Origin of the sequence: Paenibacillus daejeonensis DSM 15491 (genome assembly GCF_000378385.1) — a bacterium.
Classification (GTDB): Bacteria; Bacillota; Bacilli; order Paenibacillales; family Paenibacillaceae; genus Paenibacillus_D; species Paenibacillus_D daejeonensis.
Genome location: NZ_KB899663.1, coordinates 302,125 through 315,041 on the forward strand (window position 1 = coordinate 302,125; position 12,917 = coordinate 315,041).

Consider the following 12,917-nt stretch of genomic DNA (forward strand, 5'->3'; position numbering starts at 1 on the left):
TTAAGAGGATTTTACTATCAGCCACAACAGGAGGCCCTATGCAGATTACAAGACACCCCCAGAACCCCATCGTTGTGCCCGGTCTATTCGAATGGCGCAAAGCAACAGTATTCAATCCAGCCGTTATTATTGAGGACGGCAAGTTCTATATGATCGAACGGACAGCAGGCTCACTCACACCATGCAAAAACTATCTCGGCCTGCTCGTAAGTGAAGACGGCGTCAATTTCACACATGTCACGGATAAGCCAGTCCTCACCCCGGACGAGCTGGGCTTCCCGTATGGCAGTGTCCAGGACCCGCGCGTCGTGAAGATTGACGACACCTTCTACATGAATTATGCGGTGCGTCCATGTGCCATGAACTACTATCCGACAGGGACCGGAATTCCGGAGCGTTCGTTCCCGCAATATCCTGACGGATGGGGCGAAGAGGATGTTCACTGGCGGACTCGTTCGAGCATTGCGACCTCCAAGGACCTGATCAACTGGGAGTTCCTGTGCGATACGACACCGCTGGATATTAACGACCGCGATAACATCCTGTTCCCGGAGAAGATCAATGGCAAGTACGTACTGCTGCGCCGTCCGGAGGAGTATGTGGGTGAAGCTTACGGAACTGAGAAAGCAGCGATGTGGATTACCTACTCCGATGATCTGATCAACTGGGAAGAGCCGAAGCTGCTGGCCAAAGCCGGTGCTGGCGATTGGGAGCAAAAGAAAATCGGCGGCTCCACGCCTCCTGTTAAAACGGATAAGGGCTGGCTTGTGTTGTATCACGGTGTTGACTACGATACGGTCTATCGTGTAGGGGCGCTGCTGCTTGATCTGGAGAATCCCGAAAAAATTATTGCTCGGACCGATAATTATTTTATGGAGCCGGAGACATACTATGAGAAATTCGGATTCCAGCTTCCCAATGTTATTTTCCCGACAGGCAATGTCGTCAAGGACGGACTGCTCTATATCTATTATGGCGTGACTGACACCGCAATTGCGTTAGCAACCGTGCCAGTCGATGATTTGGTAGAGTATATCCTGGATCCAACGACCTAATACTGTGCGAAAAAGGAACGGGCCCGGGCGCCCGATTTCCTGATTGTGATATGTAAACGTTATCAAATAAGTTATATTTTCCTATTAAAAACATGACTTTTAACCCAATGTCAGATAATTTTAAACTGGAATCTAAAAAATATCGGATATAATCATAAATTTCGGGTATATAGCTTGCCAGAAATGTCCGGTATACTACGTATATAACATAACTTGATTGAAAAACATTCATAGAAGGTCAAGTTAACTAACACAAATCTTGCGAAAAGAGGGTTCAGACATGAAAAAAGGTAAAACAGCTCGTGTCACAATGCTATCTACACTGGTTGCAGTCATGGCGTTTGTCTCCGCATGCGGCGGCGGCGGTAATTCCGAAGGCAACGGTGGCGAAAGCGGCAGCGGCGGCGGGGACCAAGTTACATTGACAATGATGCATCCTTGGACAGCTCCAAACCCGGACAACGACGTTTATAAAGCACGGATCGCAGCTTTTGAAGAAGCGAATCCAGGTATCAAAATCGAGCAGGACAGTGTAGCTGCGGCGCAGTACAAAACCAAATTGTTCACCCAAGCAGCAGCAAACAATCTGGCTGACATTAATGTCGTATGGCCTGGCGCTGACCTTGATCCTCTCGTTAACGGCAACCTGCTTCATCCGCTGAACGATTATATGGACAACTGGGATGGATTGGTTCGTGAAGGCTCCCTGGTTGGCTACAGCAAGAACGACAATCAATATGCCATTCCTACCAAACAAAACTTTGTAGACATCATTTACTACAATAAAGAACTGCTGGCTCAAGCGGGCCACGATACATTCCCGGACACCTACGAGGGCTTCATCACGATGATTCAAGATTTGAAAGCAGCAGGCATCACGCCAATTTCTCTGGGCAACAAAGAAAAATGGCCTCTGCAATCGTCGTACATGTCCGTGCTGACGCAACGTTTTGCCGGTGCTGATTTCCTGCAAAAGGTAGTGGACGGCGAAGCAGACTTCAATGATCCGCAATTCGTCAAAGCTGTGGCTGTTATCGACGAGTTGACCAAGCTGGAAGCATTCAACGTGGATGCGAACAACATGGATTCCGTACAAGCGCAGGACTACCTGATTCAAGGTAAAGCGGCGATGCACATCTCTTCCGCCACTGTTGACGGCCGGATCCGCATCAACAACGAAGAAGGCGACAAATTCGGTATTGCCCTGTTCCCGGCTGTAGAAGGCGGAGCGGGTGAGCCAGGTATTGCTGCTGGTGTATCCCAGTTCGGTATCGCGATCAAGAGCGAGCTCGATCAAGCGAAGCATGACGCTGCTCTGAAGTTCATGGAGTACTTCGTAAGTGAAGATCTGTACAAAGACCTGACTAGCGTCGGCATCATGATTCCTGCTGACATCGAAATTCCTGAAGATGCCAGCCCATATCTGAAAGAGATGATGGAGCTGACAAGCAAAGGCTCGACACCGGTATTCGATGCAGTAATCCCTACAGCTGCTGCCAAAGAATTCGAAAACGGATTGCAAGCTTTGACAGTTGGCAGAGGCACGCCTGAAGGTGTAGCGCAAGACACGCAAAACGCACTTGGCCAATAATTCGGTTCGCTAAACGGCTGCCGACACAACTACACACAAGCCCAATGAAGAAAACCCGACAAGCGGGTTTTCTTCATTGAAGGGCCTGCTGGCAGAACAGGAGGACGCCTGATGCATACATTAAAACGGACGAAGCTTGCCATTTTCTTAGGTCTGCTTCCGTCTTTGATTATTTATATCGGAATTGCTGTCGTACCAATTGGATTGTCATTGTATTATTCCTTGTTTAATTGGGACGGCATTACGGATAAAGTATTTATCGGTTTTGACAACTTCACGAAAATTTTCGGAGACGATATCTTTTGGCTGTCTGTCAAAAATAACGTCATCATTATGTTGACGGGTCTCGTTGGACAGATTCCGCTTGGTCTTGCCATTGCCCTGCTGCTAAATCGCAGCCTCAAGGGTGCGAGCTTTTTCCGGACGGTCAGCTTTCTCCCCGTTGTCATCTCCTCGGTCATGGTCTCTCTCATCTGGGGCATGATCTATAATACCGAATATGGATTTTTGAATGGCTTCCTTGGTTTGATTGGTCTGGAGAGCTGGCAGCGCAACTGGTTGGGCGATCCGTCCTGGTCGATGATTTCCCTGAGTGTCGCTTATATTTGGCAGAATTTCGGGTTGTACATGATCATTTTCCTGGCAGCCTTGCAGAACATCCCTGCCGAGGTCAATGAGGCGGCTGAGCTGGACGGTTCGACTGGACTGCATCGGGTTTTCCGTATTACAGTACCAATGATCCGTTCAACCATTCTGGTGGCTGTCATTTACAGTATCAGTAACTCCTTCCGTGTCTTCGATTTGGTTCAGATTCTGACGGGCGGCGGTCCGGCGCATCAGACGGAAGTCATGACCGTCTACATGTACAATGCGGCGTTCTTGAGCAGACAGTTCGGCTTCGGTAGTGCCGTGTCGATCCTGATCTTGCTATTCAGTCTGATCGTTGTGTCTCTGGTCAATAAAGTCGGACGCGAAAAAGACGCCTAAGGAAGGAGGAATCCCCATGATTGAAAAAAGATCGCCATTGGCAAGTATAGTATCTTATTTGTTCCTGTTTTTAGTTGCGGTATTTAATATTGTGCCTTTGTTCTACATGGTTGTCGGCTCCTTCAAAACGGAGAGTGAGCATGCGGCCAGTCCGTTTGCCATGCCGAATGCGCTGCAATGGGAGAACTATTCCCGAGCGTGGGAAGTCGCCAATATGGGCACGTATTTTATGAACAGTTTGATCGTTACCTTCGGCTCGCTGATTGTAACCGTGTTTCTTGGCTCGCTGGCGGCATTCTTCCTGGCGCGCTTCAAGTTCAAGCTGAGAGGCTTTACCTACGCCGTGTTCCTGCTTGGGATGCTGGTACCGATTCATGCTACACTGATTCCGATCTTCATGATTATGAAGAACCTGAGTCTGTTGGATACCTATGCTTCACTGATTTTGCCTTACACGGCATTCCATCTGTCCCTCACGATCTTCATTCTGGAAGGCTTCATGCGCGGCTTGCCCAAGGATCTTGAGGAATCGGCGGTTATGGATGGTGCAGGCATTTACCGGATTTTCTGGTCAATCATCCTGCCGATTACCCGGCCGGCTATGGCGACCGTACTCATTCTGAACTTCATTTACAACTGGAATGAATATCTGTTCGCCCTCGTTCTGATCAGTAAAGAAGCGATCAAAACGCTGCCTCTGGGTATCGCCAGTTTCGTCGGTATCGAGACGGCAAGCTTGACGCTACAGATGTCGGCCCTTACAATTGCACTTATTCCGATTATTATTTTCTACCTGCTGCTGCAGAAGCAGTTGGTTAACGGAATGACTGCTGGTGCAGTAAAAGGCTAGTGGATTGAGGCCGCCACACCTGGAATGGAGAAAGGGGCTTACAGGGTATGAAGCTGCGTCTGATGCAGAATTTCGGGCTCAAACGCAAAGCGTTTGTCATCTTCTTGCTGCTGGTCATTTTTCCTACACTGGGTGTCGGTGTGATGGTGCAGACCAAATTTAAAGATATTTTGCGGGAACAGTATGTCAATGCAACGATTCGGAATTTGGATTCGGTAGCTGGACAATTGGAAGAGCAGACGGCCCTGGTTGAGGATATCGCCAACTATCTGATCTTCAGTCCGGCGCTGAATACGTATCTCCGGCCGGGTGCCCGCGAGTACACCGTTGCTACGGAACGGGCGAAGGATGATGTAGAAGGGTTCTTGACCTTCCATCTGATGTCCAAGTCGTATATCCGCTCTGTGGATATCCGTGGTTATAACGGCAATAGCATTAGCATCGGCGAGCCGATCAATGGTGCCGAGGAGCCATGGCTCGAACTCGCAGCCAAGCGCAGAGGCGGCATCGTATGGAGTGAAGGGTATAATGCCCCGAGCGGCTGGAACAGGGAGATCCATGTGGTGTCCCTGTTTCGCGTTCTGAATGCGTACCCTAACATTACGAATCCGCAAGGCGATCTGACGATTCGTATGGACCAGGCGCAGATTGCCAGGTTGTTGCAGAATCAGGTGTACCGGGAAGGCGGCAGTGTGCATGTGCTGAACCGGGAGGGCAATTATGTCCTGCATTCCCAAGTGGAAGCGCCTCCGGGATTTGACCCGCGTGAAGCGCTCGCAACGATGAACCAAGCGGGCTTGAGGTATATGATGCTGAATGCTAAGGGCAAGCCCTACCTGACGTTTACTCGGACGATGGACACGACGGGGTGGACGATTATTACAGCGGTTCCGGAATCGTACGTGAATGCCCAATCGGCTGGCGTCCGGTATGTCATGACGATGATCCTGTCCCTGGTCTTAATGCTGGGGGTGCTGGCGCTATTCGGCTTCCATTATACGATTATCCGGCCGATCCTGCGGTTGAAGAACGAGACGAATCGGGTCAAGCTAGGCGATTACAGTGCTCAGCTGCCGGTTGATTCTCATGACGAGATTTCGGATCTGAACCGCAAATTCAATGAGATGGTGTTGACGATCAAAGAGCTTATCGAACACAAATACAAGCAGGAGCTGCGGGAGCGCGAGTCAGAGCTGCGGCTGCTGCAGCAGCAGATGGATCCGCACTTCCTCTATAATACACTGGATATGATTCGTTGGACCGCCCGCTTGGAGAAGGCGGAGAAGACGAGTCACCTGATTGAAACCCTCTCGCGCTTCTTCCGTTCCAGTATTGGCGGAGGGCATTATGTATCGACGGTTGGTCAGGAGCTGCAGTTTGTGCAGTCCTATCTGTACCTGCAGCAGCGGAGGCTGGGCGAAAGATTCCAATATGCGCTGTATATGGAATACGATCTAGCGGATGTATCAATTCTGAAGACGACTATTCAACCGCTGGTAGAGAACTATATCAAGCACGGCGTCAGCCGCAAATCCGCCCATAATGTCATTACCGTGCGTTGCTACGCAGTGGGTGACGAGGTTTGGATTGATGTACAGGACAACGGTCCGGGTATTGCCCCCGACAAGCTGGAGGCGATCCAGGAGATGTTGGTCGGCAGAGCGCTAGAGAGTCAGGAGCGTTCCGGGGCGATCCGGAACATACATGAACGGCTATCGATCTACTTCGGGGAAGGTTACGGGTTGTCTGTTGTCTCCAGTACGCCAGCAGGCACAGTCCTGCGCCTCATTATTCCCAGAACCAGCCGACGGGAGGGCGAAGAACATGAGCAACTTGCACAGACCGCAGGATCAAGTGATCCGGATGCTGGTCGTGGACGATGAACCGGTAATCTGCCAGGGCTTGCGCATGACCATTGATTGGGCTTCGATCGGCATTGAGGTCGTAGGTGAAGCGTATGATGGCGAACAGGCATTGGAAATCGTCGAAGAGCAGCACGTTGATTTGCTGATTAGCGATATTCGTATGGAGGGCATGAACGGTCTTCAGTTAGCTGAACAACTGAAGGAGAGTCACCCGAATACGCAAATTATTATTTTGAGTGGTTACGAGGACTTCGAGTACGCCCGGCAATCGGTGCGGCTCGGAGTTTTCGACTATCTGCTCAAGCCAGTGGACATCGATGCGCTTGTAGAGGTCGTGAAGCGGGTAGCGGGCGAGATTCGCAAGACCAAGCGGATCGGTACACGTGAAGAGGACCTGCTCTGGTTCACAGCAGCTATCCGGGGAACGCCCTCCAAGGCCGCAGCGCCGGACCGCAGGTTGTGGCAGGGTGGCAAACTCCGGATTTTAACGAGCCAGCTGTCCGCGTTTGCCGAAACGTATGCCGAGTTGTCTGCGGATGACTATGAAGCGCTGCTGGAGTCATGGTCCGGCACCATTCGCGAGGGATTGCAGGAAAGAGGCTTGCGCTCCATGTCGGTCTTTGATAACCTCAACCTGATGGTAACCCTTATTGTGGACGAGGCCAGCCATGATGAGGGATGGTGGGAGGCTGAGCTGGAGGCGATGATGGGCAGCTGGCCGGGTGTCAAGCCGATGTATTGCGCCCTTTCTCCTGCCTACGAGAGCTTGGAGGAAACGACCATGGCCTACCAGATCTCAAGGCAGTTGCTCTCCTATTATGTGCTGGAACAGCAGGCGGTGCTGCTGCCCTCGTATGAGGCGCGGCTGCGGCGTCAGCCGCTGACGGAGTTTCATGATCAGGAGTGGCTGCAACTGGTGACGACGGCTCTATTTGGCAAAGATGCTGTGGAGGTTCGCTCGCAGGTCATGCAGTTGTTTGACACCCTGCAGGACCACTGCCTGCTGTTGCATGAAGCGGCCAAGGTGTATGAAGAGCTGATGGTGCTGCTGCGCCAACGACTCCGTCAAAGTGGTCTCAGCGAGGTGGAGAGTAGCCGTCAGACGCCCATTGATCTACATGTGTACAATTCCTACGAGAGCATCCGCCAGTTGGCTGCCAATGAGGTGGAGCAGCTGCTGGAGCTTGTAGACCGGGGTGCGAAGGAGAAATCCAACTGGATTGCCGAAAAGGCGGTTGGCTATATGCGGGAGCATTCGCGTACCGACCTCAAAGCCTCTGAAGTCGCTTCCTGGCTGAAAATCACGCCAAGCTATTTTAGTTATATTTTTAAGAAACATACGGGCAAGAGCTTCACTGAGTACATGAATGAGCTTCGGATCGGCCATGCCAAGCAGCTGCTCGCAACAACGCACGACAAAGTGTTTGAGATTGCGGACCAGGTTGGCTACCGGGAGTACAAGTATTTTGTGTCGGTGTTCAAGTCGGTGGCGGGCATGACACCCAAGGAATACCGGGCCATGAATGTCAAAGGGTAGTGGGCACGGAACAGACAATTATATCATCAGGAGTTGAACAGGAGGCATCATGGATATCTATAAGAATGCAGCGCACACCACGGAAGAACGGGTAGAGGATCTGCTCTCACGGATGACGCTGAAGGAAAAAGTCGGTCAAGTCAATCAGCATATGTATGGCTGGGACGCTTATACGCGTACCGGTTCGGAAGTGGAGCTAAGCGAGGCATTTAAAGAACACGTCGCCTGGGGCGGCGGCATGGGCGCGCTGTACGGGCTGTTCCGTGCTGACCCCTGGTCGGCGGTTACATATAAGACAGGAATACCGACGATGGACAATGCGCGTTTTGCCAATCGAATTCAACGCTATGTGATCGAGAATACCCGTCTGGGCATTCCAGTGCTGCTCTCCGAGGAGTGCCCGCACGGGCATCAGGCACTGGACGGTACACTGCTGCCGGTCAACCTGGCGGTCGGTTCGACCTGGAATCCTGAGCTGGCGGAGCAGGCCTATGGACTCGTAGCGGCTGAGCTGCGGGCACGCGGGGCGCATCTGGGTCTGGTGTCTGCGCTGGACATGCTGCATGAGCCGCGTTGGGGGCGTTCGGAGGAATGCTACAGCGAGGATCCGCATCTGGCTGCCCGCTTCACGACAGCTGTTGTACGCGGACTTCAGGGTACGGAGGCCAGTCAGCTCAAGGATGACAACAAAGTCGCGGCCATTCTCAAGCATCTGTGCGCGCAGGGCGCTTGCCAGGGTGGACATAATGCGGGTCCTGCACCGATTGGCGAGCGCGAGCTCCGCGAGGTCCATCTGCCAGCGGCACAGGCTGGCAGCGAGGCTGGTGCAGCGGGATTCATGGCGGCTTATAACGAGATCGACGGTATTCCTTGTCACGCGAACCCTGAACTGTTGAACGGGATTCTGCGGGAGGAGTGGGGCTTCGACGGTCTCATCATGGCGGACGGTACGGCGGTTGACCGGCTGCTGGCACTGACCGGAGATTATCCTTCGGCAGCAGCGCTCGCGCTCTCCTCGGGTGTCGATTTGAGTCTGTGGGACAAGGCGTTCACGACACTGGAAGCGGCCGTGGAGCAGGGGCTGGTGGATACTGCTCACCTGGACGAGGCTGTGCGCCGGGTGCTGACGCTGAAGTACCGTCTCGGGTTGTTCGACAACCCGTATACGGATGAGGAGCTGCCAGCCAAGCGGGTCAAGTCGGCGGAAGCGGTAGAGGCCAATCTGGCGCTTGCCCGTGAAGCTGCTGTGCTGCTCCGCAATGAAGGCGGCGTGCTGCCGCTGAGCGGAGAGTCGCGCAAGATTGCAGTAATTGGTCCCAACGCGGATCAACTGTATCATCAGCTGGGTGACTACACGAGCATTCAGGCCGAAGGCACGGGCGTTACGGTGCTGCAGGGTATCCGGGATCTGGCTCCGGCTGGCGTCGAGGTCCAGTACGAGCAAGGCTGTACGGTGCGGACCGATGACCGTTCGGGCTTCGCGGCAGCAGTTGAGGCGGCCATGGGAGCGGATGTGGCCGTATTGGTCATTGGCGGCAGCAGCGCCCGTCGCTTCGACGAGGTGTTCGACAGCAACGGGGAAGCGATTATCGCTGACGGCCCACCGTCGGACATGGACTGCGGCGAAGGCGTTGACCTCGCTGAGCTGGGACTGGGCGGCGTCCAGGAGGAGCTGGTACAGGCTGTGGCAGCAACCGGAACGCCGGTTGTGGCTGTGATTATCCAGGGTCGGCCGCATGCCTTGAGTGCGATTGAACCGCATTGCCGGGCGATCCTCTGCGGCTGGTACCCTGGCACTGAGGGGGGCCGGGCAATCGCCGAGATCCTGTTCGGCGAGGTCAACCCGAGCGGCCGCTTGCCGGTGTCGCTGCCACGCTCCTCGGCTCAGCTGCCGATTTACTACAACCGCAAGAACCTCGGCCGTTCGCGTCCATACAAGGATATGGAAGAGACTGCGCTGTATCCGTTCGGATTTGGTTTAAGCTACACAACGTTTGCGTATGATGCGCTGCGTGCAGCAGATGCTAGTGGATCGGTAGTTGAAGCTGGCGGCGAGGGTGCCCTGGAGGTACGTGCTGCTGACATTGAAGCCGGAGCTACCGTCGAAGTCAGTGTCGAGGTAGCCAATACGGGGGAGCTGGCAGGCAGTGAGACGGTGCAGCTCTACATCCAGGCGTCGCGTTCAACTGTCACCCGTCGTCTGCTGGAGCTCAAGGCGTTCCGCAAGGTCGCTCTGGCCCCGGGCGAGCGGACCACTGTGACACTGACGCTGGGCAAAAACGAGCTCGCGATCTGGAACCGTCAGATGCGCTTCGCCGTGGAGCCATGCCACCTCCGCGTACTGGTCGGCTCAAACGCCGACAGTGCCCAGGAGCTCGCGCTGCATCTGGTTTAAACTATGCACAAGGAAAGGCCCCGACCGGGATGGTCGGGGCCTTCTTGTTGCGTGTGGACGCTGTCGCTGCCAGCCTCATCTTGCCCCATCTGCTAGCCGCTGTTGCACGTGGCTGCCGCATGCTGCTATTATTGTGCGTCGCTGAAATGAGGGCACGCGTCAGTGCGATTGCTCGTCGCTAGGCTAACGAAACTACAGAACGCTAATTGAGCGACCAGAATGGCGCGAGTTCATTGCAGCTACTAGTTGCTGCGCTAACGAACCTGCAGATCGCTATTTCAACGAAATGAGGGGCGCGAGTCAATGCAATTGCTCGTCGCTAAGGCTAACGAAACCACAGAACGCTATTGCGGCATAAAGAGGCAGATGCGCACTCTAACGAAACTTCATCTTCTTATTGGTGCAAAAACGTGCCCAAAAGTGATTAAATCCCCGTAATAAGACTACCCAGATTCGTCCAGACCTCCAAATCGCTACATGAGGAGCGAATAGAGATACCTAGTTTCGTTACAGCGTCCCGCACGCATCATGCACAACGCTCCAAGTAAACATTCTTTAGTTAGAGCACCCCGCACGCATCATGCCCAGCGCTCCAAGTAAACTTTCTTTAGTTAGAGCAGCCCGCACGCACCCTGCCCAGCACTCCAAGTAAACATTCTTTAGTTAGAGAGCCCCGCACGGACCCTGTCCAGCGCTCCAAGTAAACTTTCTTTAGTTAGAGAGCCCCGCACGCACCCTGCTAGACGCTCCAAGTAAACATCTTTAGTTAGAGAGCCCCGCACGGACCCTGCACAACGCTCCAAGTAAATTTTCTTTAGTTAGAGAGCCCCGCACGGACCCTGTCCAGCGCTCCAAGTAAACTTTCTTTAGTTAGAGAGCCCCGCACGCATCATGCCCAGCGCTCCAACATTCTTTAGTTAGAGAGCCCCGCACGGACCCTGCACAACGCTCCAAGTAAACTTTCTTTCGTTGTAGCGCATGCACTGGCCGTGCCAGCCGCTCCAAGGCAAGTTTCTTTCGTTGTAGCGCCCGCACTCGCCAAGCCAGCCGCTCCAAGGCAAGTTTCTTTCGTTGTAGCGCCCGCACTCGCCAAGCCAGCCGCTCCAAGGCAAGTTTCTTTCGTTGCAGCGCACGCACTCGCCATGCCCGCCGCTCGAAGGCAAGTTTCTTTCGTTGCAGTGCATGCAATCGCCAAGCCAGCCGCTCGAAGGCAAGTTTCTTTCGTTGTAGCGCATGCACTCGCCAAGCCAGCCGCTCGAAGGCAAGTTTCTTTCGTTGTAGCACCCCGCCCGCGCCCAGCACTATGCGCCCGCCAATCGAGCCACCAGGCTTGGCGCCAGTTAGCCCACTGGCTCAGGCATCCGGTAGGGCTGCTGCTCGTGCAGGAGGGCGTAGGTTTGTTTGGCGATCATCCACTCTTCGTTGGTGGGGATGACCATGACGTAGACGCTGGAGTAGGGGGCCGAGATCAAGCGGGCGCCACTGCTGGAGCGCTGGTTGCTATTTTCGTCGAGTGCGACGCCCAGGTAGGAGAGGTTGCGGCAGATGCGACTGCGTAGCGCAGCTCCGTTCTCGCCAACGCCGCCGGTGAAAATAATCGTGTTAAGGCCGTTCATGGCAGCGGCATAAGCGCCAATATATTTGCGTATGCGGTACTCGTACATCTCCAGCGCCAGCTTGGCGTCGGCATCGCCCGAGTCGGCGGCCTGGCTGACCTCGCGGACATCGCCGCTTCTTCCGGAGACGGCGAGAAGACCGCTGGATTTGTTCAGCATGCTGCTGACCGTGTCGCAGTCGAGGGCTTCCTTTTTCATGAGGTAGGGGAGGATGGCTGCATCGATGTCGCCTGTCCTGGTGCCCATCATGAGACCTTCCAGGGGCGTCATGCCCATACTTGTATCGACGGAACGGCCATTTTCAATTGCGGTGCAGCTTGCGCCGTTGCCGATATGGCAGGAGACGATTTTGAGCTCGTCCAGCGGGGTTTGCACCAGGAGGGACGCTTGTTCACTGACATACTCATGCGAGGTGCCGTGAAAGCCGTAGCGGCGAATGCCATGCTTACGGTACCATTCCTTGGCAATTGGATAACGGTAGGCACATGCAGGCATAGATTGGTGAAAGGCGGTATCGAACACGGCGACCTGGGGTACGCAGCCCAACAGCTGTTCAACAGCTTCGATACCTGTCATATGGGCAGGGTTATGGAGCGGCGCCAGGTCGTACAGCTCACGGATTTGTGTTTTTACCTGTTCATCTATAAAGGTTGCAGCTGTAAAGGTCTCGCCGCCATGCACGATGCGATGGCCAATCCCGTCAATATCCCGTAGATTGTGAATGACGCCATGCTCTGGATCCGTAAGCTTGCTCAACATGACTGCCAGCGCCGCCGCATGATCAGGCAATGGCAAATGCTCCTTGCGCTCGGGACCATGCTGTCCTTGTTCGAGCATAAAGGATTGCGGGCTACCGATACATTCCATTCGTCCCTTAACCAGCATAGTCTCTGCAATCATGTCATAGAGTTGATACTTCAATGAAGAGCTGCCTGAATTGATAACGAGTATGTTCACATTTCTCTCTCCCATCCGCTAAGTAGTTGCAGCCCCTCAGCATGAAGCTGGTGGCTGGCAAGGC

The 12,917-nt window shown here is 53.9% G+C and carries 8 protein-coding genes; 7 read left to right on the forward strand and 1 reads right to left on the reverse strand.

Features of this window, described 5'->3' with window-relative positions; translation table 11 throughout:
- Positions 1-38: 38 nt before the first annotated feature.
- The 7 genes from F556_RS0116465 (at position 39) to F556_RS0116495 (ending at position 10,280) form a co-directional block, all read left to right on the forward strand.
- Positions 39-1,055, forward strand: coding sequence for a glycoside hydrolase family 130 protein (locus F556_RS0116465; protein ID WP_020618081.1), 1,017 nt, complete (start codon positions 39-41; stop codon positions 1,053-1,055).
- Positions 1,056-1,335: 280 nt separating this feature from the next.
- Complete coding sequence (locus F556_RS0116470; RefSeq protein ID WP_020618082.1) at positions 1,336-2,646, forward strand: extracellular solute-binding protein; 1,311 nt, start codon at positions 1,336-1,338, stop codon at positions 2,644-2,646.
- A gap of 111 nt (positions 2,647-2,757) precedes the next feature.
- Complete coding sequence (locus tag F556_RS0116475) at positions 2,758-3,633, forward strand: carbohydrate ABC transporter permease (RefSeq protein ID WP_020618083.1); 876 nt, start codon at positions 2,758-2,760, stop codon at positions 3,631-3,633.
- A gap of 16 nt (positions 3,634-3,649) precedes the next feature.
- Complete coding sequence (locus tag F556_RS0116480) at positions 3,650-4,483, forward strand: carbohydrate ABC transporter permease (RefSeq protein ID WP_020618084.1); 834 nt, start codon at positions 3,650-3,652, stop codon at positions 4,481-4,483.
- A 47-nt stretch (positions 4,484-4,530) separates the two neighbouring features.
- Entirely contained in the window at positions 4,531-6,366 is a 1,836-nt protein-coding gene (locus F556_RS0116485; RefSeq protein ID WP_020618085.1) for a cache domain-containing sensor histidine kinase, read from the forward strand.
- Positions 6,308-7,885 carry a response regulator gene (locus F556_RS0116490; RefSeq protein WP_020618086.1) on the forward strand — a complete coding sequence of 526 codons (1,578 nt, stop codon included), beginning with the start codon at positions 6,308-6,310 and terminating at the stop codon, positions 7,883-7,885. Before F556_RS0116485 ends, F556_RS0116490 begins: the two co-directional genes overlap by 59 nt.
- A 49-nt stretch (positions 7,886-7,934) precedes the next feature.
- Entirely contained in the window at positions 7,935-10,280 is a 2,346-nt protein-coding gene (locus F556_RS0116495) for a glycoside hydrolase family 3 N-terminal domain-containing protein (RefSeq protein ID WP_020618087.1), read from the forward strand.
- Positions 10,281-11,620: 1,340 nt separating this feature from the next.
- Here F556_RS0116495 and F556_RS0116505 read toward each other — a convergent pair.
- A complete protein-coding gene (locus F556_RS0116505) occupies positions 11,621-12,853 on the reverse strand; it encodes an acetate/propionate family kinase (protein ID WP_020618089.1) in 1,233 nt (410 codons plus the stop codon).
- Positions 12,854-12,917: the final 64 nt, after the last annotated feature.